This is a genomic window from Micromonospora sp. NPDC049044 (assembly GCF_040649215.1).
GTDB lineage: Bacteria > Actinomycetota > Actinomycetes > Mycobacteriales > Micromonosporaceae > Micromonospora.
On the sequence record NZ_JBEZFA010000002.1, the window covers coordinates 200946 to 224946 of the forward strand.

Below are 24001 nucleotides of genomic sequence, written 5' to 3' on the forward strand. Positions count from 1 at the left end.
TTTGCCCGATCGCTGCGGGGTACCAGGGGCCACACACCCACCGTCCGCAACCGGTAAGGGGCCCAGATGAGCAATACACAGACCACTGGTGAGCAGGATGTCGTCGACATCCTGGTCGCCGATCACCGCGAGGTCGAGACCCTCTTCGTCGAGTTGGAGACGCGGCAGGGCACGCCCGAGTACCGCCGCCAACTCGCCGACGTGGTGATCGCCGAGCTGGTCCGGCACGCCGTGGCCGAGGAGGCGTACGTCTATCCGACGGCGCGCAAGACACTTCCCGACGGCGACCAGATCGCCGAGCACGAGATCGACGAGCACGCCGACGCCGAACGGACCATGAAGGACCTGGAGTCGACCGACCCGTCCGACCCCCGCTTCGACGAGTTGCTGGCCCACCTGACCAGCACCATCCGCCACCACGTGCGGGACGAGGAGAACGACCTCTTCCCCCGCCTGCGCGCCGCCACCGCCCGCGAGGAGCTGGTCGAGCTGGCCGGCAAGGTAACGGCGTTCAAGAAGATCGCGCCGACCCGCCCGCACCCGAGCGCACCGGACCACCCGCCGGCGAACAAGCTGCTCGCCCCCGGCACGGGGATGATCGACCGGCTACGCGACGCGTTGAGCGACCGGCCGACCTCGATCGCCGAGCTACGCGAGCAACGGCAACGCTGACCCACGCCCGGTCCGTACCGGACGATCCCGGGCCGCCGAGTCCTCGACGGCCCGGGAGACGTCCGGTACGTCAGCGGACCTGATCGCCCGCACCGGTGCGCGCCTGGGCCTGGTCGACGCCCTTGTCGATCTGGTCGCCGTGCTTGCCGCCGGTGCGCTTGTCGGCCATGTCGCCGGCCTTCTCCATGCCCTGGTCGACCTGCTTGTCGTGCTTGTCAGCGAAGTCCTTTGCCTTGTCCATGAAGTCACTCACGGCGTTCCTCCTTCTCGGGTAGTCCCTTCGCGTTCCCTTGGCCGGACAGCGCAAACACCGGCGATTAGGGCGTACACCGCGAAGGTCCGACCGGTGGATCCGGGCCGGCGTACGATCCGCGCGGGCGGTCGGGTGTCGGCGCACGACCGGCCGGGTACCGATCTCGCCGAGATCGAGGAGGGCCGACATGAGGGCAGACCAACCCGGGGCGGACGCCGCGCCGACAACCGGCGGTACGGCGACAACCGGCAGTACGCCGACGGCCGGTGACACCGGAGGGCGGCACGCGTGGGCGGCGCTGCCCTGGCTGGTCCGGACGGCGGTGCTGTGGAGCGCCTGCCTGGTGGTGATCGTCACCGGTCTCTACCTGCTGGGTCGGATCGCCGTCCTGCTGGCGCCGCTGGCCATCGCCCTGGCCGCCACCATCTTCCTCACCGCGCTGCTCGACCCGGTGCTGATCCGGCTGCGCCGGCTGCGACTGCCCGCCGCGCTTGCCGCGCTGCTCACCGTCCTGCTGCTGCTCGGCATCCTGGTCGGTGTCGGCGCGCTTGTGTGGAATCTGACCGCCAGCCAGTTCGACCAGCTCAGCCAGGAGCTGACGCAGGGGGTAGAGCGCAGTCGGGACTTCGTGACGTCCACCCTCCCGGTCAGCGACGCCCAACTCGACAAGCTGATCGACCAGGCCCGGCAGGGGCTCAGCAGCGGCTCCCCGGACCCGGTGTCGGGCGCCCGGACGGCGAGCGAGGTGGTCGGTTCCGCACTGCTCGCCCTGGTGCTGCTCTTCTTCCTGCTCAAGGACGGCCGATCGATGTGGCAGTGGGTGCTGTCACGGGTGTCCGGCCCGAACCAGCCGGTGCTGGCCGAGGCCGGCCGGGCCGGTTGGCAGACGTTGGGCGCGTACAGCCGGGGCACCATGTTCATCGCCGCCATCGACGCGCTGGGCATCGGGTTGGCGCTTGTGGTGCTGCGGGTGCCGCTCGCCCTGCCGCTGGCGCTGATCACCTTTCTCGGCGGCTTCGTGCCGATCATCGGGGCAACGGTGGCCGGCGCGGTCGCCGTTCTGGTGGCGCTTGCCGCGAACGGCCCCACCACCGCCCTGTTGACCCTGGCCGCCGTGATCGCCGTGCAGCAGATCGAGGGCAACCTGCTGGAGCCGCTGATCATGAAGCGGCAGGTCCGGCTGCATCCGGCGGTGATCCTGGTGGCGGTCACCGCCGGCACACTCATCGCGGGGATCGCCGGCGCATTCGTCAGCGTTCCGATCACCGCAGTCCTGTGGCGCGTCATCGACACCGTCCAACAGCGTCGCTCCGCCTCGGCCCTCACCTCCTGAGGTCGATCGTCAGCGCAGCCGGGTGGTGAACCACGCGGCGGCCTGGTCGGCGACCTGCTCCAGCGTGCCGGGCTCCTCGAAGAGGTGGGTAGCACCCGGGATCACCCGCAGCTCACCGACCTCCCCCAGCTGCGCCAACGCCCGCTCGTTAAGCGTGATCACTTCCTCATCCAGGCCGCCCACCAGCAGCAACGTCGGGGTGCTGACCTGGGCCAGCGCGGCACCGGCCAGGTCCGGCCGGCCGCCCCGGCTGACCACGGCGCCCACCCGATCCGCCCGGGACGCCGCCGCGACAAGCGCGCCGGCGGCTCCGGTGCTGGCCCCGAACAGGCCGATCGGTACGTCACCGGCGGGACGCTCGACCGCCAACCAGTCGATGATCCCGGCCAGCCGGCTGGCCAGCAGCCCGATGTCGAAGCGCAGCTCGGCGGTCCGGGCGTCCACCTCGTCCTCGGCGGGGCTGAGCAGGTCCACCAGCACCGTCGCGAGCCCACTGCCGTGCAACGTCCGGGCCACCGCCACGTTGCGCGGGCTGTGCCGGGAGCTGCCGCTGCCGTGCGCGAAGAGCACCACTCCGACCGGCTCGGCGGGGAGCATCAGGTCGGCGGGGAGCTGAACGTCCCCGACCGGAATGGTCACCGTGCCGCGCTGCTCGTCCAAAGCCCACCTCCGGGGTGCTCGTCGGCCGCCCGGATACCCCACCCACCGCGCCGCACGCACTCGAGTGGCCCTCGCCGCTCCCCGCGTTTGCCAGCAGCGCCATCGGGTAGGCGACGAGGGACCGCAGACCGTGTCGGCGCAACCGCGCCCCGACGGATCGCGAGGATCGCCATGGCCAAGCAGCAGACGTCCCGGCAGCAGCAGATGGACGAGCGGGACCAACGCGCACAGGACGCCGAGCGCAACAAGGACTTCGGGGACCGGGCCGTCGAGGCTCGCCTGCCCGACGATCCCCGGGCGATGGCGCCCCGGGACGCGATCGGTAGGCCGTCGACCGGCGAGCCCGTCTGACCTGACGTAGCGCTGACGGTCGGGGCGGGAACACTCCCGCCCCGACCGTCACTGTTCCACGTTCGCGCGCTCCGGCAACCGCAGTAGCGGTGACCGGCCCGGTGGCTGCTCGGGCGGCGGGCCGGACGACTCGGCCTGCGGCACCGGCACCGTCACCGGTTCGTCGCAGGTCACCCGCAGCACCTGGTCGTGGTGGCGCAGCTGCACCACGTCGTCGGGACCGCCGTGGCGCAGCGAGTACGTCGTCTGGTGCGGGCGGACATCCACCCGCAGCGCCAGCCCTCGCCACTGCAGGGAGAACTCCAGTCGGTTGAGTCGGCTGGACAGCCGGGGCGCGAAGGACAACTCGCCGTCGTGGTCCCGGAGCCCGCCGAGCCCACCGACCAGGGCGAGCCAGGCGCCGGCCAACGACGCCATGTGTACGCCGTCCCGGGTGTTCTCGTTGAGGTCGTGCAGGTCCATCAGGGCGGCCTCACGCAGGTAGGTGTGCGCGAGTTCCGGGTGGCCCACCTCGGCGGCGAGTACCGCCTGGGTGCAGGCCGACAACGACGAGTCGCGCACGGTGCGCCGCTCGTAGTAGAGGAAGTTGCGGACCTTCTGCTCGGGGGTGAACGCGTCCCCCCGCCAGTGCATGGCGAGGACCAGATCGGCCTGCTTGACCACCTGCTTGCGGTACAGCTCGAAGTACGGGTAGTGCAGCAGCAGCGGGTACTTCTCCACCGGGGTGTGCGGGAAGTCCCACTCCTGCAGCCGGGTGAAGCCCTCCACCTGCTGGTGCACGTCGAGTTCCTCGTCGTACGGAACGTGCATGGCGGTGGCGGCGTCCCGCCAGGCCGCCGCCTCCTCGTCGCTCACCCCGAGGTGGAACGCCTCGTCCCGGTGGCGCATCACCACGTCGGCCGCCGCGAGCAGGTTCCGCTGTGCCATCAGGTTGGTGTAGATGTTGTCGTTCTTCACAGCGGTGTACTCGTCCGGGCCGGTGACACCGTCGATGTGGAACTGGCCGTGCCGGTCGTGGTGGCCGATCGAGCGCCACAGCCGGGCGGTCTCCACAAGCAGTTCCAGCCCGACCTCCCGCTCGAACTGGGTGTCCCCGGTGACCATCACGTAGCGGCGCACGGCGTCGGCGATGTCGGCGGCGATGTGGAAGGCCGCGGTGCCGGCCGGCCAGTAGCCGGAGGACTCCGGCCCCTCGATGGTCCGCCAGGGGAACGCGGCACCCCTGAGGTTGAGCGTCTCGGCCCGCTCCCGCGCCGAGTCAAGGGTGCTGTGCCGCCACTGCAACGCGCTACGCACCGCGCTCGGCTGGGTGTACGTGAGCACCGGCAGCACGAACATCTCGGTGTCCCAGAAGGCGTGCCCGTCGTACCCGGGGCCGGTCAGCCCCTTCGCCGAGATCGGCCGCTGCTCGGCCCGCGCGCCGGCCTGAAGCACGTGGAACAGACCGAACCGGACCGCCTGCTGCACCTCCGGGTCACCCTCGACCAGCACGTCGGACGCGTCCCAGAACGCGTCGAGGTAGTTGCGCTGCTCCCGGTGCAGCCCGTCCCAGCCGTCCAGCCGGGCACCGGCGAGTGCCGCGCCCACCTGGTCGCGCAGGGCGGGCAGCGAGCGCCGGCTCGACCAGCTGTACGTCAGGTACTTGATCACCCGCAGCTTCTCGCCGGGCTTGAGCACGCAGGCGATAGTGGTGCGCACCCAGTCCTGGTAACCCTCGGACTCGATGGTGGTGTGGTCCGGGCCGTGCACCTCGTGCTCCATGGCGGCGGCGACCCGTAGACCGGAGACTTTGGTGCGGTGGATCAGCTGCCCACCGTCCGGGGTGGTCAGCTCCTCCTCGGCCTGCAGCGGTGACTCCAGCACCGCGGCGACCCGGGGGTCCTTGCTCTGCGCGGGCAGCGACTCGTTTGCCACCAGCTCGGACTGCACGATCAGCCGTAGCGGGCCGTCGACGGCCTCCACCTCGTAGCTGATCGCGGCGACCGACCGCTGCGTGAACGAGACCAGGCGGGTGCTGCGAACCTTCACCTCCCGGCCGGCCGGCGAGCGCCAGTGCAGCTCCCGGTGCAGGGTGCCGGCCCGCATGTCGAGGATCCGCTCGTGGGCCAGCAGCTCCCCGTACCGCACGTCGAGTGGTTCGTCGTCGACGAGCAGCCGTATCAGCTTGCCGTTCGTGACGTTGACGATCGTCTGCCCGGACTCGGGGAAGCCGTAGCCGGCCTCCGCGTACGGCAGCGGGCGCAGCTCGTAGAACGAGTTGAGGTACGTGCCGGGCAGGCCGTGCGGCTCGCCCTCGTCGAGGTTGCCGCGCAGCCCGACGTGCCCGTTGGAGAGCGCGAAGACCGACTCGGACTGGGCCAGCACGTCCATGTCCAGCCGGGTCTCGCGGACATGCCACGGCTCGACCGGATAGGCCCGTTCCCGGATCACGTGAGGTCCGGTCGGGTGTTCGGCTGCTGGGTGGCAGCGGTCTGGGCCGGCACCGCCGGGTCGGCGGTGCCGAGCAGGTCGGCCAGGTCCCGCACCACGATGTCGGCGCCGTGCGCGCGCAACTCGTCGGCCTGCCCGACCCGGTCGACACCGACCACGTAACCGAAGCCGCCGGCACGGCCGGCGGCCACCCCGGAGAGGGCGTCCTCGAAGACGGCGGCCTGTGTCGGGTCCACGCCGAGCAGCCGGGCCCCGGCGAGGAACGTGTCGGGTTCCGGCTTTCCGCGCAGCCCCTCGCCCCGTGCCACCAGCCCGTCGACCCGGGCCTCCAGCAGCGTTGCCAGCCCGGCCGCGGCGACCACCTCGGCACCGTTGGCACTCGCGGTCACCACTGCCCGGCGCAGCCCGGCGTCGGCGGCCGCCTGCAAATAGCGCACCGATCCGGGGTAGACCTCGACACCGGATTCGCGTAGCTGCTTGAGCAGCAGCACGTTCTTGCGGTTGCCCACCCCGTTGACGGTGTCAGCGTCCGGTGGGTCGTCCGGGCTGCCCTCGGGCAGCACGATGCCGCGGGAGGCGAGGAACGACCGGACGCCGTCGGCGCGGGGTCGGCCGTCGACGTAGCGGTTGTAGTCGGGCCCGGGATCGAACGGGTGGAACGGCTCACCGGTGGCGGCGGCGCGCTGCCGGAGAAACTCGTCGAACGTCTGCGTCCAGGCGGCGTTGTGCACACGGGCGGTCTGCGTCAGCACACCGTCCAGATCGAAGAGACAGGCGGTCACGTGAGCAGGTAGGCCCAGCACGGTACGAATCTATCCACCCCGCTGGGTCCGCAAACCCGTTTCGGCCTCCTCGGCACGGTTTCAGTTGGGTCGCAGCGTCCAGATCACGGTCAGGGCCGAGGTCGGCCTGCCGTCTTCGGTAGCGATCTCCACCTCGACCCCGAACTCCGGCCGCCGACCGGACTCGAACTCCTCGATCACGTCGAGGGCCGATCGGCCGAGCCGGGCGGTGGCCCGCACCGGGCCCATGGCGAGCTTGCGGTAGGCGATCTCGGCCCGGACGGCGAGCGGGACGGCCCGGTCGAGCAGGTGCCCGAAGGCCGCCAGCACTACCGCGCCGGAGGCCGTCTCGCCGAGGGCGAAGATGGCGCCCGCGTGGGGGCCGCCGACGTGGTTGTGGGTGGCCGTCGAGTCGGGCAGCCGGACGACTGCCCGGACCCCGCCCGCCGCCTCGGGTGCCACCTCGACGAATTCGAGGCCGAGCGTACGGGCGAAGGGCACCGCTTCGAGCATGCCGGCCGCGACCTGACGGGAGTCGATTGTCATGCACTAACGTTACTAGCCGGTAATAAGGCCGGCAACCAGGAGTTTCGTCGTCGCCGGAAGGGTCAGAGGTTGGCGATCGTCCGCAGGATCTCGGCGTAGAAGTTGCCGTCGATGCTGCGGAAGAAGGCGAAGTCCTGGCCCGGGTCACCGAAGAACGGACGCAGCGTCCACGCCAGTTGGGTGCCGACGAAGCCGAAGAGCAGGATCCAGATGTAGAGCAGGGTCATGCTCGCCGGCCGCTGCGTCGGCTCGCCACGCCGCACCGGCGGGCGCTGCACCGGCCCGTAGCCCGGCGCCATGCCGGGCGGGAAGGCGGCGACGGCCGGCTGGCCGCTCGGCTGGGCCGGCACGTGCGCCGGAGCCGGCGGGGTCGCCGCGGCACCATTCGAGGTCGACCCGGCCGGCACGGCTCCAGCCGGCACGGCTCCAGCCGGCACGGCTCCAGCCGGCACGGCTCCAGCCGGCACGGCTCCAGCCGGCACGGCTCCAGCCACGGCGGCTCCGGCCGGCACGGCCACCGGCTCGGCAGCCGGCACGGCCACCGGCTCGGCAGCCGGAGCGGCGACCGGGGCGGCAGCCGGGGCCGCCGGTTGTGCTATGGGGACCGCCTGGGCTGGCGCGTTGACCTGCGCCGGGGCGTACCCGTCGGCCTGGGTCCTGGTGACCGGCGGCGCGAGCAGGCCGTGGTCGTTGAGCACCTGCATGCCGCCGGTCAGGAAGCGCAGCCCGACAAGCGCCGAGAGCGCCAGGATCGCCACGTTCAGCAGCTTGAAGAACCCGTAGTCGGGCGCGGTGATCAGGAAGAAGAGACTGATCGGCGCGAACGCCACAGCGAGCATCGAGGTGACAGTGATCGCCACCATCACCAGGGCCACCGACTGACGCACCGAGAGCCGGGCGCCGAAGACCAGGTTGAACAGGTAGAGCGTGGGCAGGCAGATGGCCAACGTGACAAGGAACAGCAGGGGCAGCTTCAGCGCGGAGGTCAGCGCCATCAGCGGACTGTGGAACGCCCCGAGCACCGCCCCGTAGCAGGCGAGCGCGACGGCGGAGCTGGCGAGCATCCGACCGGTCAACGCGTTGAGGTCACGCCCGGCCACGACCTGCTGCCAGATGCCCTCGCGATCGCGCAGGATGCGCTCGATGACGAGCGGGCTCGGCTGGTCACCCGACACGGGCACACCCCTTTTCGGTGGTCTTTCACTGTGGACCGGGTGGACAGACGGTAGGGCAGTCGCGGCCCGGCCGCCACCCCGCTGCGGCGAGTCGTCAGCGCCAACCCACGTCGATCCGGGCACCCCGCTCGTCGAAGAAGTGCAGGGCGTCCATCCGCACCGAGACGGCAAGCGGGTGACCGGCGCTGACCGCCGGGTACGGTGCCAACCGCACCGCCAGCTCCGCCGGGCGGCGGTGGTGCCGGCCCGGATCGGGGAGCACGCTGGTCTGGGTGCCACTGCTCGGCGGCTCCTGCGGCTCCACCGGCTTACCGGTGAGCCGCTGCATCACCGAGCCGAACCGCCGCAGGCCACGCTGGCCCACCGGCGGCGGGTCGAGCGGCGCACCCATCTCGTCGACCATGATCGCGGTCGCGCCGATGTCGAGGAACGCCAGCGACTCGTGCCCGTGGTGCTCCAGGTAGCGGATCCGCCCGCGCAGCACGTCGCCCGGGCTGTCCGGAGCGACAGGGGTGAGCGCCTCGGCCCGCATGCCGACCACGATCCGCTCACCGTGGTAGTGCGCGACCGCCCGGCTGCGGATGTCGTTCCAGGGCAGGTAGAGCGACTGCTCACCGAGGTTGAGGGTGACGTACCGGTCGAGGTGGACGTAGACCGACGCCTCCAGCAGGTTCATCCGCGGGCTGCCCAGGAACGCGGCCACGTAGAGCGTGGCCGGCCGGCCGTACACCTGGGTGGGGGTGCCCACGTCCTGGAGCACGCCCTTACGCATGATGGCCACCCGGTCCGCCATGGTGAGCGCCTCGGCCTGGTCGTGGGTCACGTAGACGGTGGTGACGCCCAACTCCCGGGTCAGGCCCGAGATCTCCGCGCGCAACTCGGCCCGCAGACCGCTGTCCAGGTTCGACAGGGGCTCGTCCATCAGGAACAGGCCGGGCCGGCGGACGATCGCCCGACCCATGGCCACCCGCTGCCGCTGCCCACCGGAGAGCTGGCCGGGCTTGCGGGCCAGCACGTCACCGATGCCCAGCGCGCTGGCCACGTCACTCACCCGCTCGCCGCGCGGTTCCGGTTCCACGCCGGCCAGCCGCAACGGAAAGGCGATGTTGTCGCCGACGCTCATGTGCGGGTAGAGCGCGAAGTCCTGGAAGACCATGGCGATCTTGCGATCCCGGGGCGGCAGGTCGTTCGCCAACTCTCCGTCGAGCACGACAGCGCCGCTGGTCGGCTCCTCCAACCCGGCGATCATCCGCAGCACAGTGGACTTGCCGCACCCGGACGGCCCGAGGAGCACCATGAACTCGCCGTCGTTGACATCGAGGTTGATGCTGTCGACGGCCATGGTGCCATCTCTGAACACCTTGGTCACATCCTTGAGCGTGACGGTACTCACCGTCGTTCCCCCCAGTCGGTCGGCCGAACCCCTGAAGACTGTGACCAGCATCATGGGTTTAGGACATCGGGTAAACGTCCTATGTTCAGACGGTGACGGTGCTATTAAGCGACATACGTCCGCTCAGCAGCGTCCGGGCCGCTCACCCGGCTCGCCGAGGAACACCTGACGGACCACCCGCTCCGCCGCGTGCCCGTCGTCCAATGTGCAGAACCGCCCCCGGAACCGCGCCCGGGCCTCGGCCGCCGCCTCCGACCGCACCACGTCGGACCGGAACAGGTCAAGCAGATCATCGAAGGTGGTGGCCACCGCGCCCGGCGGCTCAGCAGTCACGTCGAAGTAGACACCCCGGGCCAGCCGGTACGCCTCCCAGTCCGGGGCGTACAGCACGATCGGCCGATCCAGCACCGCGTAGTCGAACATCGCCGACGAATAGTCGGTGACCAGCACATCCGCCACCAGGTAGAGATCCTCCACCCGCTGGTGGCCGCTGACGTCGCGGACCCGCTCCCAGTCCGCCGGCCGACCGGGACGCCGATCACGGTCGTGGAAGTAGTGACTACGCATCAGCAGCCGGCCCGAGTCACCGAGCGCCCGCACGAACCGGTCCGGGTCGAACGGCGGCCGGTAGCCGGGCAGGTGCTCGCGGTGCGTCGGGGCGTACAGCACCACCTGCTCGTCGGGGCCGAGGTCGAACTCCGCGCGCAGTCGACGCACCTCGTCCGGGCCGGCGTTGACCAGGCGGTCGTTGCGCGGGTAGCCCACCTCAAGTGTCGTGTACGTGGCCGGGTACGCCCGGTCCCACATCTGGGTGGAGAAACTGTTGGCGCTGACGCTGTAGTCCCAGCGGTCCACCCGGTGCAGCAGCCCGGCGAAGTCCATCCGGCCCGCGCCGATCGGGTAGCGCTGCTGGTCCAGACCCATCACCTTCACCGGGGTGCCGTGGTGGGTCTGGAGGTGCACCTGCTCGGGCCGCTTCCGGACGAAGTCCGGGAAGTTGACGTTGTTGACCAACCACCGGGCGCGGGCGAGCACCCGGTAGTACGCCGGGGTGCCGGCGACCACGTACTCCACCCCGGCGGGCACGCTGTCCACCCGGTCCCGGCGCACGATCCACACCCCGCGCACCCCCGGCGCCAACCGGCGGGCCACCTCGTAGATCGCCGCCGGGTTGCAGGAGTAACCCCGGTACCAGTAGGCGGCGTACACGGCGAGCGTCGGATCGATCGGCCGTCGTAGCTCGGCCCGGTAGTACTCGCGCAGCAGGCCGTCGCGGGTCAGCCGGGCGCCGCGCCGAGCGACCGGGCCGACCCGACGCCGGGCGGTGCGGACCTTCCGACGGGCGGTGTCGCGGGCCCGGCTGGCGGTCCGCAACGCGCTGAAGGTGTGCCAACGGCCGGCGGCGACCAGCCGGTGCTTGATCCCCTCCACCCCGTCCGGCACCGGATAGCCGCCGGGCGGCAGCCAGCGTTCGTAGTCGGCGGTGATCTGCGCGAAGAACGCCGGCCGCAGCTCCGGGGCGATCCGCTGACCGTTACCGAGCACTGTGAGGTAGTGCCAGATCATCCGTTCGAAGACCGCCGGCCGCAGCGCGTCCACCGCCGGTGACCAGGCGTCCATCAAGTGGAAGACCCGGTGCCACTGGGGGAAGACCTCGAAATGCCGGTCCCCCCGGGTGCGGGTGATCGCGCCGGCACGGCGTTGCCGGTAGTTGACGCAGACCCGGTCCAGTACGCCGATCCGCTGCGCCGCCATCAGCACCGGGTAGCTGAACGAGACGTCCTCGTACCAGCCGGGCGCGAACCGCAGCCCCAGGTCGGTCAGGAACTCCCGGCGGACCAGCCGGTTCCACGCGGTGTGCAGCAGGCGCATCGCCGCCGGCCGGTCCTTCAGCCGGAAGGTGCGCGTGCCGGGCGACTCGGGGAACACCTCGGCCATCGCGCTGCGGGTGGCGGTGTTGTTCCAGTGGGTCCGGACGTGGTCGACGAGCAGCACGTCCGGGCGGGTCACCCGCAACCGCTGGGCGACGTCCGACAGGCACTCCGGTGCCAGCCAGTCGTCGCCGTCGAGGAACCACACGTACTCGCCGACGGCCCGGTCCAGCCCGATGTTGCGGGCCGGACCGAGGCCGACGTTCTCCGGCAGCCGGACCGAGCGGACCCGCCGGTCGCGGGCCGCGTACTCGTCGATGATGTCGCCGCTGGCATCCGGCGAGCAGTCGTCGACGGCGATCACCTCGATGTCGGTCTCCGGCTGACCGAGGATGGAGTCCAGGCATTCGCGCAGGTATCCCTGCACCCGGAAGGCCGGCACCACGAAGCTGATCAGGGTCATCCGGCCGTCCCTCCGTCAGCGTGGCGCGGCACCTCCGGCGCCCACCGGCGCGACAGACGCCCGCGCGCTACGGGCCGGTCGGACGAACCAGGCCAGGACGACGCTCACCACGAAAACCACGAGAAGGTACGCACCGAGTGTAGCCAGCCCGATACCCGCCACGCCGACAATCGCCGCGAGGGCCAGCAGCACCGACCGTCCGTCCCAGCCCAGCGTGGCCGCGTGCAGCGGCGGTGCCGCCTGCCGTTTCTCCAGCCGGGCGGTCAGGTCGTAGTGGTGCACGGTGAGCACGAAGACGTACCCGAAGATCAACCAACCCGGCGCGCCACCGACAACGCCGACCGCGATGGCGAACAGGTACTCTGCCGCCCGCAACGCCGCCGGCACCAGCCAGTCCAGCGGACCGTTGTGTGCGGCCCCGGCACCCAGCCCACCGGCCAGCAGCACCAGCAGCGCCACCGGCACCGCCCAGCGCAGACCGTCCGGCGCATCGCCGAGCAGGGCCACGACGAGCAGCACCGCCGGCCCCAGCGCGGCGATCACCGCCAGGGTGAGCGGCCCCATCAGGCGGACCACCGGCAGCCGCCGGGCCAACGGCCCGTCGTCGCGGTGCAGTGTGGCATCCACCGTGTCCAGCACCGGCACCCACATCCAGCGGGCCCGCAGCGTCCGCAGGGCACCGGTGTACGCGAACGCCAGCACCCCCCAGACCAGCACCGCGATCAGGCTGACAAGCGGGTTGAACAGCGCGACGGTCAGTGCGATCAACGCCCAGCGCTCACCGATCGGGAAGACCACTGTGCGCTTGAGCCAGTACGACAGCGAGCCGGTGTCGGCCTGCACCCGGGTGGACGCCGCGTTGAGCCGGTCGCCGATACCGCCGCTGCTGCCCGTCGCCGCCCGGGGTCGGCGGGCCGCCTCGTCGTGCAGCACCCCGTACCAGGTGTCGGTCATGTGCCGGACGGTCTGCAACGTCATCGCGGCGATGGCGAGGGCCCAACCGTTGCCCAGCCCGGCGTGACTCACCCCGAAGCCCAGGCCGGCGTAGACCAGGTATTCCTTGGCCCGGTCCGCCATGGTGTCCAGCCAGCCGCCCCACGCGCTGAAGTGCCGGGTGTAGCGGGCCAACTGGCCGTCCACGCAGTCGAGCACGAAGCCGAGGTAGAGCAGCACCGCGCCGCCGACCAGCGCGGGCCGCCCGCCGACTCCGAACAGCACCGCCGCGGCCAGCGCGAACAGCACCGAGATCGCCGTCACCCCGGACGGGGTGAGCCGGAGCCGGGCGGACAACCGGACCAGGTACGGCGACCAGGTGCTGACGAAGTAGGTGGAGAAGAAGTCGTCCTTCTCCTTCACCGACAGCCGCAACTCGGCCCGGTCCTCGTCGACAGCGGTGACCGCCGCTTCGGCAGCCACCAGGCCGGGCGCGTCGGCGACCCGGTGCGCGACGAGCAGGCGTACCCGCTGGGCGAAGATCAGGGTGCCGAGCGCCGCTAGACCCGCGACGAGCCGGTCGACGGCGGACCCGGGACCGCCGGCGGCGACCGACCCGCCGGAGCTGGTCCCGTCGGTCGCCGGCAGCGCCGCCACGTCGCCGACCGGACCGATCGGGGCGGCGACCGGAAGCATCCCGGACGTGGCGGCCCGGGCCGCGGCGGCGAGCGTGGGCAGGTCGTCCACGCCGACCCGCAGCGCGCCGCCGAACACGCCGGTGGCCGCGCCGTCGAGGGCGTCCAGCGGGCCGGCGTCGACCACCTGGCCGCGTTCCTCGCGCACGGCCGTCCGTCCGGGCACCGGCGGGTCGGTGAGCACCAGCGCCACCGTCGGCCCGACCGGGCTGGTGGCCAGGTGCCGCAGCACCGCCGTGTGGGCCACCAGGTCGGTGCCCGCGATCAGCAGCGGGCCGTCGGCGGCGTCGGCGAACGCGGCCAACTCGTCGAGGTCGGCGGCGAACCGCACCTCGGCCGCCCCGGCCCGGCGCAGCTGGGCGGCCAGCCGCTCGGTCAATGGCTCGCCGGTCGAGGTGGTCAGGCCCGCCGCGGGCGTCCCGGCGGCGAGCACTATCGCGAGCGTCATCGCGGGACCGCGGCGTGGTACGCGTCGAGCGCCTCGGCGATGGTGCCGTCGAGCGTCAACCGGCCCGCGTCGAGGTACAACCCCCGACGGCAGAACCGGGTCAGGTCCTTTTCGTTGTGTGACACCAACACGAGCGTGCGCCCCTCCCCGAGCAGACGATCAATCGTCGCGTAGCACTTCTTGCGGAACTCCGCGTCGCCCACCGCGGTGACCTCGTCCATCAGCAGGATCGGGTGCGGCAGGTGCGAGATGATCGCGAAGCCGAGCCGCACCTTCATCCCCGACGAGTAGTGCCGCACCGACGTGTCGATGGCACCCTGCACCTGCTCACCGGCGAACTCGACGATCTCGTCGAAGTGTCGCTTCAGATAGCCGGTCGACAGTCCGTGCAGCCCACCGACCAGGTGCAGGTTCTCCCGCCCGGTCAGGTCGTTGGAGAAACCCGCCGACAACTCCAGCAACGGCGCCACAGCGCCGTGCACCCGGATGCTGCCCTCGTCCGGGATCAGCACCCCGGCGATCAGCCGCAGCAGCGTGCTCTTGCCGGTGCCGTTGCGGCCGATCACCCCGACCGTCTCGCCCGGCTCGACGGTGAACGACACGTCCCGCAACGGCCAGAACTGCCCGGGCAGCGCGCCACGCTTCCCCCGGTGGATGAACAGCTCCCGCAACCGCAGTTGGCGGCGACGGTTACGGACGAACCGGATGCCCAGCCCGTCGGCCTCGATGATCGGCGCGGCCATGTCAGAGTTCCTTGAGCACTGCGGGTTCCAGCCGACGGAACGACCACCAGCCGGCGGCCAGCACCAGCAGGCTGCCGACGACGGTGGTGGCGAGCAGCCGGGTGTCCGGGAACTCGTCCGGGTACCAGATCGCGTGGTGCAGCTGGAAGATCCCGACCAGCGGGTTCAGCTCGTACGCCACCTTCAACCAGCCGGGCAGCTCGGACTCCCGGACCAGGCTGAGCGGATAAATGATCGGCGTGGCGTAGAAGAGCACCCGGATGATCAGCCGCATCAACCGTTCCACGTCGCGCATCAGCACGTTCCACGCGGACAGCAACAGCGCCAGCCCGATCAGCAGGACGGCCTGGACGGCGACCGCGAGCGGCAGGGCGAGCAGCGACCAGCCGGGGTGGATCCGACCGTGCGCCGCGTAGATCACCGCGATGGCGATCAGGATCGGCAGGCCGGCCGCGTACTCGGCGAACCGGCCGGTGACCCGGCCGATCGGGAAGACCTGACGCGGCACGTTCATCGTGGTGATCAACCGGGACTGGCCGGTGAGCGCGTTGGTCGCCTCGCTCAGCGCCGAACTGGTCCACATCCAGGCGAAGATCCCGGTGATCAGGAACAGCGGGTACGATCCGGCCGCCTCGCCCAGATGCCGGCCGGTGTCCCGGGAGTAGAGCACCCCGAACACGAACCAGTAGATGGCGCCCATGCCGAGCGGCTCGATCAACGACCAGAAGTAGCCGAGCACCGACTGCTGGTACTTGACCGCCAGATCCCGTCGGACCAAGATGCGCAGCGAGTTGCGGTGCGACCACAACGCCGCGACGCCAGAGGTCACCGCGAGCCTCCCGCCTCCTGAAACGGACGACAGGTTAGCAGTCGGTGAACGAATGCCCCGAATCGGCCGTACTCAGCACTCGATCACATTGACGGCCAGACCGCCGCGCGCCGTCTCCTTGTATTTGACCTTCATGTCGGCGCCCGTCTCCCGCATGGTCTTGATGACCTTGTCCAGCGACACCTTGTGCACACCGTCGCCGCGCAGCGCCAGCCGGGCGGCCGTGATCGCCTTGATGCTAGCCACCGCGTTCCGCTCGATGCAGGGGATCTGCACCAGGCCACCCACCGGGTCACAGGTCAACCCGAGGTTGTGCTCCATCCCGATCTCGGCCGCGTTCTCCACCTGCTCCGGGGTGCCGCCGAGCGCCTCGGCCAAGCCGGCCGCCGCCATCGAGCACGCCGAACCCACCTCACCCTGACAGCCGACCTCCGCGCCGGAGATCGACGCGTTCTCCTTGAACAGCACCCCGATCGCGCCGGCCGTCAGCAGGAACCGCACCACACCGTCGTCGTCGGCGCCCGGCACGAACCGGGTGTAGTAGTGCAGCACCGCCGGAATGATCCCGGCCGCACCGTTCGTCGGCGCGGTGACCACCCGGCCGCCTGCCGCGTTCTCCTCGTTCACCGCGAGAGCGAACAGCGTCACCCAGTCCATCGCGTGCAGCGGGTCGGGCGTCCCGGCGTCCGCCTCCAGGCCCCGCCGCAGCTCCGCCGCCCGCCGCCGAACCTTCAACCCCCCAGGGAGTACGCCGTCCCGCTCGCAACCGCGCTGCACGCACTCCCGCATCACCCGCCAGATCTCCAGCAGGCCGGCCCGGATGTCCGCCTCACTGCGCCAGGAGCGCTCGTTGGCCAGCATCACCTCGCTTATCGACAGGCCGGTGGAGGTGGTGACGTCGAGCAGCTGCGCCCCGGTCAGGAAGGGGTACCGCACCCGCGTGCTGTCCGGCTTGATCCGGTCCGCGCCGGCTGCGGCCTCGTCCACCACGAACCCGCCACCCACCGAGTAGTAGGTGCGGCTGCGCAGCTCGACGCCGGCCCGGTCGTACGCCGCGAAGGTCATCCCGTTCGGGTGGTACGGCAGCGAACGCCGCCGGTGCAACGTCAGGTCCCGATCCGGGTCGAAGTCGATCTCGTGCGCGGCCAGGATGCTGATCCGCCGCTCGGCCCGGATCCGCTCGACCCGAGGTCCGATGCTGTCCGTGTCGACGGTCTCCGGCGACTCGCCCGCCAAGCCGAGCAGCACCGCCGGACCGCTGCCGTGACCGTGCCCGGTGGCACCCAACGAGCCGAACAGCTCGGCCTGCACCCGCGCCACGTCGGTGAGCAGACCGTCGGCCTTGAGCCCGGCGACGAACGTCCGCGCGGCCCGCATCGGCCCCACCGTGTGCGAGCTGGACGGCCCGATACCGACACTGAAGAGGTCGAAAACACTGATCATGGCTGCGCTTCCTCGCCGTCGTCCCGGCGTACGGGACCCGGCCGCGCCAGGACCGTCGATCTGACGGCCCCGCTCGTGATCGACCGGGGTATGGGTTCCGGCCGCCCGGGGTGTGGGTGGCCGATCTGCCAGCGTACCCGCCCAGCTCACCGCACCCCCGCCACCCGCCACCGCACCCCCCGCTGTCGCCGCGCCCCGACCCCGTCGGGGCGGAGGCGTCAGCCGGGGTCTCCCCGGGTAATGCACCTACGGGTCCACGTGCTGCCGTTCATCCTCGCGACCGAGGGCGAAGTGGCTGCCCCCTTCTACCGTGGATTGCAGACGCGGCGCACCGCCGCAGAGTGGGAGTACGACGATGAGTCGCAAACTGGTCCGGCCCCGCGAGGGGCGCATGCTCGCCGGTGTCTGCGCCGGCCTCGGTCGGCGGTTCGGGATGTCCGCCGGCATGGTCCGGCTGCTGTTCCTGCTGTCCCTGCTGCTGCCCGGCACGCAGGTGATCGTCTACCTGATCCTCTGGGTGCTCATGCCGAACGAGGACCGCTACCTGGCCTCCACCCAGCACTGATCCCTACCCCTCACGCGCGCCGCGTCACCGGCGCCGACGTCGAGGCGACATCGCGTCCGGGAGGCCACTACAACGCTGTTGTAGTGGCCTCCCGCACGTCCAAGGCCCCTGTTTCCAGGAAGTTGCTGCCCACCTCGACGTTGATCGACAGCGGCCACAGGCGACGACCGCCGACCGTGACCGCCACCGGCGCTGCCGACGGCCCCGATGGAGAAGCGCCCGCTCCGACGGACGTCGGGGCGGGCGCTTCCGCGTACGGGGTGTGGACGGTCAGGGGGCCGTGTAGGTGACTGTGATCTGCTGGTAGCCGAGGGAGCGCAGCAGCCCTTCAAGCATCTTGCGGGTGTTCTCCTCGGCTCGGGCGGAGAGACCGCTGTCGCGGGCGGCGGCGGTGATCCGATCCTCGGCGAGCTGGTAGATCTGCTGCTGCCGGTTGGGGTCGTTGCCGACCAGGTCGCCGAGCCGGTTGAGCAGGCCACGCTGCTCCGCGAAGACGTAGCTCTTCTCCATGTCGAGGTTGGTCTCGCCGAGCTGCGGCGCGGGCAGCTTGATCTCGACGGACTTGCCGTCGGCGGACTGCACGATGGCACCGTCACCGATCTTGGTGAAGTCGACGTACGCCTCGACGCTGCCGGCTCCGACGAACAGGGTGCGTTCGTTGAGCAGGAAGTCCGGCACGTTGCGCCTGTCGTTCTGGGTGTCGACGACCACCTGGAAGTTGCCCTCGGCGGCCACGTAACGGCTGAGGTCCTGGATCGACTTCAGCAGTGGTGGCTGGCTGCGGTCGGTCTGCTCCTTGCCGAACGGGTTGCGGAAATCGGGCAGGAAACCGGTCGCCTGGATGCCGAGCAGCACCACCACCGCCACCGCGGCGGCGCCGAGCAGCAGGAGCAGGCCGCGAGCGGCCCCACCCCCACCGCCGTCGCCACCGGCGGTCGGGCCGCCGGGAGGGCCGGCCGGCGGGCCACCGGGGCCACCGGGACTATCAGTGGTCGGCTCTGGTGTAGTGGCCGACCGCTCCCGGAGATCGTCGCCGGTCGGGTAACCGGGGAACTCTCTCGTGGGCTCGTTGCTGCCAGCGTCGCGGGCCATCACGCTCACCGTCCTCGTCAGACACGTCGTCTGCTGATGACGGTACGGCCCTCCTGCGACAGTCGCGCGTCGAGCGCCGGGAAGGCGTAAACAGGCAGGTCAGGCGAACGCGGAGAGCCCGGTGAGGCGCTGCCCGACGACCAACTGGTGGATCTCGGAGGTGCCCTCGTAGGTCAGCACGCTCTCCAGGTTGTTGGCGTGCCGCATCACCGGGTAGTCGCCGGAGACACCGTTGGCGCCGAGGATGGTCCGGCACTGCCGGGCGATGGCGAGGGCCTCCCGCACGTTGTTCAGCTTGCCCACGCTCACCTGCTCGGGCCGCAACCTGTGGGTGTCGGCAAGCCGACCCAGGTGCAGCGCGAGCAGTTGCCCCTTCGCCAGCTCGACGGCCATGTCGGCGAGCTTCGCCTGGGTGAGCTGGAAACCGGCCAGCGGGCGACCGAACTGGGTGCGGGTGCCGGCGTACGCCAGTGTGGTTTCCAGGCAGTCCCGGGCGGCGCCGATCGCCCCCCAGACGATGCCGTAGCGGGCTTCGGTGAGGCAGCTCAGCGGCGCCTTGAGCCCGACCGCCTCGGGCAGTTGGGCGTCCGCCGGGAGCCGGACGTCGTCGAGCACGATCTCGCCGGTGACTGACGCGCGCAGCGACATCTTGCGGCGGATCTCCCGGGCCGTGACACCCGGGGTGTCCATGGGTACGACGAAGCCGCGCACGCCCTCGTCGGTGCGTGCCCAGATCACCGCGACGTCGGCGATCGGCGCGTTGGTGATCCACATTTTTCCGCCGGTGAGTAGCCAGTCGTCGCCGTCGCGGCGGGCCCGGGTGGTCATCGAGGCGGGGTCGGAGCCGTGGTCCGGTTCGGTAAGGCCGAAGCAGCCGATCGCCTCGCCGGTGGCCATCGACGGCAGCCAACGGCGTTTCTGCTCCTCGCTGCCGTAGCGCCAGATGGCGAACATGGCGAGCGAGCCCTGCACCGACACCAGTGAGCGGAGGCCGGAGTCGGCGGCCTCCAACTCCTGGCAGGCAAGCCCGTAGGCGACCGCTGACGCACCGGCGCAGCCGTAGCCGCTCAGGTGCATGCCGAGCAGCCCGAGCTTGCCGAACTCGCGGGCCAGGTCCCGGGCCGGCACCTGGCCGTCCTCGTACCAGTCGGCGACGTGCGGGCGCACCCGGTCGTCGACGAGCTGGCGGACGACGTCGCGGATCTGCCGCTCCTCCTCGGTGAGTGACAGGTCCAGGTCGAGCAGGTCGAGCGGAGCGGTCATGGACGCCACCTTAACGAAGGTTCAGCGCGCGGGAGAAGGGCTCGTCACTCGATCGGCTCCGAGAGCACCAGCACCCGCGCGTGGATCTGGTTGCGCTGCTGCAGGGCGGCGCGCAACGCGCGGTGCAGCCCGTCTTCCAGGTACAGCCCGCCGTTCCACTGCACCACGTGCGGGAAGAGGTCGCCGTAGAAGGTGGAATCCTCGGCGAGGAGCTTGTCGAGCGCCAACTCGCGCTTGGTGGTGATCATCTGATCCAGGCGCAGTGGACGGGGCGGGATCTCCGCCCACTGCTTGAGGGTCAGGTTGTGCTCCGGGTAGGGACGCCCGTCCCGGACCGCTCTGAAGATCACGACGGCACGCTCCCCTCCCCGTGGCCGGGCCGACCGACGGCGCCGAGCCGGGCCGCGGCGGGCACCGCGCGGCGCGGCACCGATGACCGTGCCAGCCTAGCCGCCCAGTGCTCGTTACGTTCTGCTCCCTGATGTCAGTTTCGCTATCGCTCGTCCGATCCTCAATCGGACGAACGGGACGTCGCGCTCAGCTCCACCGGCCGCGCCGGACAACCTCGTCCAATCCCCGACGCCCACGGCGCAGCGACGGTGACCGATGGTCGGGTGCTCGGTAACCGATTGTGATGGCACCGATGGGTTGGTACTCGTCCGGCACGCCGAAGGCATCCCGGTAGCTGCCCAGCCGCTGCGGCGGAATGCCGAAGAAACAGGCCCCCAGCCCCTCGTCCACAGCGGTGAGCAGCATCAGCAACGCCGCGAAGCCGGTGTCCACATGCCAGTACGGCACCGGCCACCGATCAGTGGACCGGTCCGTCCAGCCCTTGTCCGGCTCGGCGTAGCGCCGCAGGTAGGCCGACTCGTTGGCGTGCGGCACCACGATGAGCGGCGCCCGACGCATTCCGGCCAGCCAGCGCTCCCGGCCACCGCCGTCCGGGGTGGTGGCCGTCCAGAACCGCTCCCGGTCGGCCGGCTCGTCGAGCACCAGGAAGCCCCAGCCCTGGGCGAACCCGGCCGACGGGGCACGGATCGCGTGGTCGAGCAGCCGTTCCACCACGTCGGGCGGGACCTGACGGTCCGGGTCGTAGTTGCGCACCATCCGCCGACGCCGGACCACCTCGGCGAACTCCATCAGGCCCCGGGCCGGATGCCCCAGGCACCCCGCCAGGTCGTCCCGGGCTTGAGGGTGAGCAGGTCCCGCCCCGACCGGAACGCGTCCGGAGGGCAGGTCATCGGCTCGATCGCCACCGAGCGGCGGTGCCGCACACCGGTGAGCGCATCCCCGGTGAACACCTGCCACCAGCCGAACTCCGCGTCCGCCCAGATCTGCACCCCGGTCGAACCGTCCGGGGCGGACAGGCCCACCGACGAGCCGCCGTCGGCGTCGCGGATCACGTCGCCGAAACACAGGTCCAGCTCGGCGGCGCCGATCCGGCGCGGGCTGGTCCAGTCGTACTCGGTGCCGGCCACCGGGGTGGCGCCGATCGGCAGCAACCGACTGTCGACAAGCAGTCGGGTCCGGGTCGGCAGCCGCATGACCAGGTCGTCGACCGCGACGCCCGGCAGTTGCAGGTACGGGTGCACGGAGAAGCCGAACGGCGCCACCTCGGCACCGACGTTCGTCACCTCGTGCTCGGCGCGCAGCCCCTCCGCGCCGACGCTCCACCGGCTGAGCAGCCGCAGCGGCCACGGGTAGCCAGGCTGCGGCGGCAGGTCGTAGCCGAGGGTCACGGCGGTCTCCGACTGCTCCACCAGACGCCACGGCACCCAGTTGACCAGCCCGTGGATCGCCACGTGCCGCTCCGGCTCGGTCAGCGGGAGCTGGTGCGTCCGCTCACCGAACGGGTAGCGGCCATCGCGGATCCGGTTCGGCCAGGGTGCCAACACCTGCCCGGCGCAGCCGGGGCATACCTCGTCGGTCTGGTAACCGTCGACCAGGTCGACACCGTCGTGCCGGTACGTCCGCAGCCCACCACCCACCTCCACGATGACGGCCTCGTGGCCGGCGGCGGAGATGGTCCACTGGGCGCCGGAGAACGCGCGCTGCTCGGGGCTTTCCATGTCGGCGACCCTAACCGGTCACGTCCGGTCGCCGCTCGACGCCGCCGCCGCCCGGTAGCGCAGCAGAGCCGGGAACGCGACAGCGAGCACCACGACGAGCACCGCCGAGGCGAGCCCGCCGGCCACCCAGGCCACCCCGCCGCCGAACCCGGCGGCCATCGTGCCGGCCCGCAGATCGCCGAGCCGCGGACCACCGGCCACCACCACCGTGTTGACGCCCTGCAGCCGGCCACGCATCCGGTCCGGTGCGTAGACCAGCAGCATCGACTGACGCAGCACCGCGCTCACCAGGTCGGCGGCCCCGGCCACGGCCAACAGGAGGACCATCAGCCAGAGTCGGTGGGCGAGCCCGGCAGCGGCGATCGCGACTCCCCAGGCGACCACCGCTACCACCAGGCCGAGCCCCTGCCGACGGAGCCGGCCGATCCAGCCGGAGGTCAGCCCGCCGATCATCGAACCGATCGCGATGGCGCTGTAGAGCAGGCCGACCGACCCACCACCGCCGAACCGCTCCTGGGCGATCTCCGGAAAGAGCGCCCGCGGCATGGCGAGGATCATCGCGATCAGGTCCACCCCGAAGGACAGCAGCAGCACCGGTGTGGTGGCCAGGTAGCGGAATCCGTCCACCACACTGGCCAGGCCGGCGCGGCGGGGCTCACCGTCGGCGGTCGGCTCGGGCGGCAACGCGGGCAGTCGCAGCGCCGCCCAGAGCATCGCGGTGAACAGCACCGCGTCCACCCCGTACGCGATGGGCAGGACCACAGCGGTGTCCGGTGAGGCGGCCAGGATCAGGCCGGCGGCGAGCGGGCCGGCGACCGAGGCCGCGGTGAAGGTCGTGTAGTTCAGGGTGCTGGCGGCCGGCACCAGGTCGTCCGGCACCAGCCGGGGCAGCATGGCACTGCGGGCCGGCGAGCTGATCGCGAACGCCACCGACTGCAACGCCATGAGCACCAGCAGCAGCACCGGACTGCCCACATCCAGCAGCGCCTGGACCAGCAATCCCAGGGTGGATGCCCAAAGCAACAATGACCCACCGAGCAATACCGCACGACGGTCGCGGGCGTCGGCGACCGCGCCACCCCAGAGCCCGAAGATCAGCAGCGGTACGAAGGCCGCCACGCCCAGCAGGCCCACCCAGAACGAATCCCTGGTCAGGGCGTACATCTCCACCGGAACGGCTACCGCCGTGAATTGGAACCCGAACATCGCCACGGTGTTGCCGAGCCACAGCCGCCGGTACGCGGGCACCCGCAGCGGGCGTACGTCGATCGCCCAGCGCCGCGCTCCGCGCGACCGGGCCTCCTGCACACCCGTCACGGCGCCAACCGCTCGACGGTCCAGCCACCCTCGTCGCGGCGGAAACGGAGCCGGTCGTGCAACCGGCCGGCCCGACCCTGCCAGAACTCCACAGACTCGGGCCGAACCCGCAACCCGCCCCAGTGCGGCGGGATCGGGATCTCCGCCTCGTCGGCGAACCGCTCGGCCACCTCCCGGTAGCGCCCTTCCAGCGCCGCCCGGTCCGGCACCACCTGGGACTGTGGGCTGGCCCAGGCACCCAGTTGGGAGCCGCGCGGCCGGCTGGCGAAGTACGCCGCGCTCGTCGCGCGGTCCACCGGCACGACCTGCCCGGCGACCACCACCTGCCGCTGCATGGGAAACCACGGAAAGACCAGGCTGGCGTACGGGTTGTCGGCCGCCTCGACACCCTTGCGGGACAGGTGGTTGGTGAAGAAGACAAAGCCGTCGGGGTCGTACCCCTTGAGCAGCACGGTCCGGCCGCTCGGCCGGCCGGCCGCGTCCGCGGTGCCCACCACCATCGCGTTCACCTCGGGCAGCCCGAAGGCCACCGCGTCGGCGAACCAGCTGTCGAACTGGGTGTGCCAGTCGGGGGCCAGGTCAGCCTCGGTCAGGCCCAGGTCCGCGGCGTACTCGTTACGCATCGCGGCCGGGGCAGGTGTGTCGCCCGTCACGTACCCACTCCTTCTCGGCAGG

The 24001-nt window shown here is 71.2% G+C and carries 23 protein-coding genes; 4 read left to right on the top strand and 19 right to left on the bottom strand.

What is annotated here, in order from left to right:
• Positions 1–66: 66 nt before the first annotated feature.
• On the top strand, positions 67–672 hold the full coding sequence (locus tag AB0B85_RS02470; RefSeq protein WP_357402725.1) for a hemerythrin domain-containing protein: 606 nt from the start codon (positions 67–69) through the stop codon (positions 670–672).
• Between the two features lie 70 nt (positions 673–742).
• On the opposite strand, the gene AB0B85_RS02475 is transcribed toward AB0B85_RS02470, so the two are convergent.
• Positions 743–925, bottom strand: a complete 183-nt coding sequence (locus AB0B85_RS02475) for an antitoxin (RefSeq protein WP_357402727.1) — start codon at positions 923–925, stop codon at positions 743–745.
• 187 nt (positions 926–1112) lie between these two features.
• Between AB0B85_RS02475 and AB0B85_RS02480 the strand changes: the two genes are divergently transcribed.
• On the top strand, positions 1113–2258 hold the full coding sequence (locus AB0B85_RS02480) for an AI-2E family transporter (RefSeq protein ID WP_357402729.1): 1146 nt from the start codon (positions 1113–1115) through the stop codon (positions 2256–2258).
• Positions 2259–2267: 9 nt separating this feature from the next.
• Here AB0B85_RS02480 and AB0B85_RS02485 read toward each other — a convergent pair whose 3' ends face one another.
• A complete protein-coding gene (locus AB0B85_RS02485; RefSeq protein WP_357402854.1) occupies positions 2268–2855 on the bottom strand; it encodes a dienelactone hydrolase family protein in 588 nt (195 codons plus the stop codon).
• Between the two features lie 234 nt (positions 2856–3089).
• Here AB0B85_RS02485 and AB0B85_RS02490 point away from each other — a divergent pair, with 234 nt between their 5' ends.
• Complete coding sequence (locus AB0B85_RS02490) at positions 3090–3269, top strand: hypothetical protein (protein WP_357402731.1); 180 nt, start codon at positions 3090–3092, stop codon at positions 3267–3269.
• Positions 3270–3317: 48 nt separating this feature from the next.
• Here the strand turns inward: AB0B85_RS02490 and AB0B85_RS02495 are convergent, their stop codons facing one another.
• From AB0B85_RS02495 to AB0B85_RS02540, 10 genes are all read right to left on the bottom strand, one after another.
• The gene (locus tag AB0B85_RS02495; RefSeq protein ID WP_357402733.1) at positions 3318–5699 is read right to left on the bottom strand and encodes a glycosyl hydrolase family 65 protein; all 2382 of its coding nucleotides are present in this window, start codon (positions 5697–5699) and stop codon (positions 3318–3320) included.
• Positions 5696–6502 carry a beta-phosphoglucomutase family hydrolase gene (locus tag AB0B85_RS02500; RefSeq protein WP_357402735.1) on the bottom strand — a complete coding sequence of 269 codons (807 nt, stop codon included), beginning with the start codon at positions 6500–6502 and terminating at the stop codon, positions 5696–5698. The genes AB0B85_RS02495 and AB0B85_RS02500 overlap by 4 nt, the downstream gene beginning before the upstream one ends.
• A gap of 60 nt (positions 6503–6562) precedes the next feature.
• Positions 6563–7027, bottom strand: a complete 465-nt coding sequence (locus AB0B85_RS02505) for a DUF4442 domain-containing protein (protein ID WP_357402737.1) — start codon at positions 7025–7027, stop codon at positions 6563–6565.
• A 62-nt stretch (positions 7028–7089) separates the two neighbouring features.
• Complete coding sequence (locus AB0B85_RS02510; protein ID WP_357402739.1) at positions 7090–8202, bottom strand: hypothetical protein; 1113 nt, start codon at positions 8200–8202, stop codon at positions 7090–7092.
• Positions 8203–8296: 94 nt separating this feature from the next.
• On the bottom strand, positions 8297–9595 hold the full coding sequence (locus tag AB0B85_RS02515; protein WP_357402741.1) for an ABC transporter ATP-binding protein: 1299 nt from the start codon (positions 9593–9595) through the stop codon (positions 8297–8299).
• Positions 9596–9718: 123 nt separating this feature from the next.
• Positions 9719–11929, bottom strand: coding sequence for a bifunctional glycosyltransferase family 2 protein/CDP-glycerol:glycerophosphate glycerophosphotransferase (locus AB0B85_RS02520; RefSeq protein ID WP_357402743.1), 2211 nt, complete (start codon positions 11927–11929; stop codon positions 9719–9721).
• Between the two features lie 15 nt (positions 11930–11944).
• A complete protein-coding gene (locus tag AB0B85_RS02525) occupies positions 11945–14005 on the bottom strand; it encodes a DUF5941 domain-containing protein (RefSeq protein WP_357402745.1) in 2061 nt (686 codons plus the stop codon).
• Positions 14002–14748, bottom strand: coding sequence for an ABC transporter ATP-binding protein (locus AB0B85_RS02530; RefSeq protein WP_357402747.1), 747 nt, complete (start codon positions 14746–14748; stop codon positions 14002–14004). The genes AB0B85_RS02525 and AB0B85_RS02530 overlap by 4 nt, the downstream gene beginning before the upstream one ends.
• A gap of 1 nt (position 14749) precedes the next feature.
• On the bottom strand, positions 14750–15577 hold the full coding sequence (locus AB0B85_RS02535; RefSeq protein WP_357402749.1) for an ABC transporter permease: 828 nt from the start codon (positions 15575–15577) through the stop codon (positions 14750–14752).
• A 72-nt stretch (positions 15578–15649) separates the two neighbouring features.
• A complete protein-coding gene (locus AB0B85_RS02540; RefSeq protein ID WP_357402751.1) occupies positions 15650–17020 on the bottom strand; it encodes an L-serine ammonia-lyase in 1371 nt (456 codons plus the stop codon).
• A gap of 355 nt (positions 17021–17375) precedes the next feature.
• On the opposite strand from AB0B85_RS02540, the gene AB0B85_RS02545 reads away from it, so the two are divergent.
• Positions 17376–17585 carry a PspC domain-containing protein gene (locus AB0B85_RS02545; protein WP_357072623.1) on the top strand — a complete coding sequence of 70 codons (210 nt, stop codon included), beginning with the start codon at positions 17376–17378 and terminating at the stop codon, positions 17583–17585.
• A gap of 270 nt (positions 17586–17855) precedes the next feature.
• Here the strand turns inward: AB0B85_RS02545 and AB0B85_RS02550 are convergent, their stop codons facing one another.
• The 7 genes from AB0B85_RS02550 to pdxH form a co-directional block, all read right to left on the bottom strand.
• Entirely contained in the window at positions 17856–18677 is an 822-nt protein-coding gene (locus AB0B85_RS02550) for a DUF4230 domain-containing protein (RefSeq protein ID WP_357402754.1), read from the bottom strand.
• Positions 18678–18776: 99 nt separating this feature from the next.
• Entirely contained in the window at positions 18777–19940 is a 1164-nt protein-coding gene (locus tag AB0B85_RS02555) for an acyl-CoA dehydrogenase family protein (RefSeq protein ID WP_357402756.1), read from the bottom strand.
• A gap of 44 nt (positions 19941–19984) precedes the next feature.
• Positions 19985–20290 (bottom strand): type II toxin-antitoxin system VapB family antitoxin, encoded by a 306-nt coding sequence (locus AB0B85_RS02560; protein ID WP_030329612.1) that lies wholly within the window; start codon positions 20288–20290, stop codon positions 19985–19987.
• Between the two features lie 187 nt (positions 20291–20477).
• Positions 20478–21080: a nitroreductase family protein gene (locus AB0B85_RS02565; RefSeq protein ID WP_357402758.1), complete on the bottom strand. Its 603-nt coding sequence runs from the start codon at positions 21078–21080 to the stop codon at positions 20478–20480.
• Positions 21080–22009 carry an aldose 1-epimerase family protein gene (locus AB0B85_RS02570; RefSeq protein ID WP_357402760.1) on the bottom strand — a complete coding sequence of 310 codons (930 nt, stop codon included), beginning with the start codon at positions 22007–22009 and terminating at the stop codon, positions 21080–21082. Before AB0B85_RS02570 ends, AB0B85_RS02565 begins: the two co-directional genes overlap by 1 nt.
• Before the next feature lie 18 nt (positions 22010–22027).
• A complete protein-coding gene (locus AB0B85_RS02575; RefSeq protein ID WP_357402762.1) occupies positions 22028–23326 on the bottom strand; it encodes an MFS transporter in 1299 nt (432 codons plus the stop codon).
• On the bottom strand, positions 23323–23949 hold the full coding sequence (gene pdxH, locus AB0B85_RS02580; RefSeq protein WP_357402856.1) for a pyridoxamine 5'-phosphate oxidase: 627 nt from the start codon (positions 23947–23949) through the stop codon (positions 23323–23325). The genes AB0B85_RS02575 and pdxH overlap by 4 nt, the downstream gene beginning before the upstream one ends.
• Positions 23950–24001 lie beyond the last annotated feature (52 nt).

Excerpts from the sequence above, each read along its gene's own strand:
- AB0B85_RS02555 (WP_357402756.1), bottom strand. The coding sequence starts at position 19,940 with ATGACCGCTCCGCTCGACCTGCTCGACCTGGACCTGTCACTCACCGAG.
- AB0B85_RS02480 (WP_357402729.1), top strand. The coding sequence starts at position 1,113 with ATGAGGGCAGACCAACCCGGGGCGGACGCCGCGCCGACAACCGGCGGT.
- AB0B85_RS02490 (WP_357402731.1), top strand. The coding sequence starts at position 3,090 with ATGGCCAAGCAGCAGACGTCCCGGCAGCAGCAGATGGACGAGCGGGAC.
- pdxH (WP_357402856.1), bottom strand. The coding sequence starts at position 23,949 with ATGCGTAACGAGTACGCCGCGGACCTGGGCCTGACCGAGGCTGACCTG.
- AB0B85_RS02545 (WP_357072623.1), top strand. The coding sequence starts at position 17,376 with ATGAGTCGCAAACTGGTCCGGCCCCGCGAGGGGCGCATGCTCGCCGGT.
- AB0B85_RS02530 (WP_357402747.1), bottom strand. The coding sequence starts at position 14,748 with ATGGCCGCGCCGATCATCGAGGCCGACGGGCTGGGCATCCGGTTCGTC.
- AB0B85_RS02485 (WP_357402854.1), bottom strand. The coding sequence starts at position 2,855 with ATGCTCCCCGCCGAGCCGGTCGGAGTGGTGCTCTTCGCGCACGGCAGC.
- AB0B85_RS02570 (WP_357402760.1), bottom strand. The coding sequence starts at position 22,009 with ATGGAAAGCCCCGAGCAGCGCGCGTTCTCCGGCGCCCAGTGGACCATC.
- AB0B85_RS02540 (WP_357402751.1), bottom strand. The coding sequence starts at position 17,020 with ATGATCAGTGTTTTCGACCTCTTCAGTGTCGGTATCGGGCCGTCCAGC.
- AB0B85_RS02505 (WP_357402737.1), bottom strand. The coding sequence starts at position 7,027 with ATGACAATCGACTCCCGTCAGGTCGCGGCCGGCATGCTCGAAGCGGTG.
- AB0B85_RS02470 (WP_357402725.1), top strand. The coding sequence starts at position 67 with ATGAGCAATACACAGACCACTGGTGAGCAGGATGTCGTCGACATCCTG.
- AB0B85_RS02520 (WP_357402743.1), bottom strand. The coding sequence starts at position 11,929 with ATGACCCTGATCAGCTTCGTGGTGCCGGCCTTCCGGGTGCAGGGATAC.
- AB0B85_RS02565 (WP_357402758.1), bottom strand. The coding sequence starts at position 21,080 with ATGGAGTTCGCCGAGGTGGTCCGGCGTCGGCGGATGGTGCGCAACTAC.
- AB0B85_RS02550 (WP_357402754.1), bottom strand. The coding sequence starts at position 18,677 with ATGGCCCGCGACGCTGGCAGCAACGAGCCCACGAGAGAGTTCCCCGGT.
- AB0B85_RS02525 (WP_357402745.1), bottom strand. The coding sequence starts at position 14,005 with ATGACGCTCGCGATAGTGCTCGCCGCCGGGACGCCCGCGGCGGGCCTG.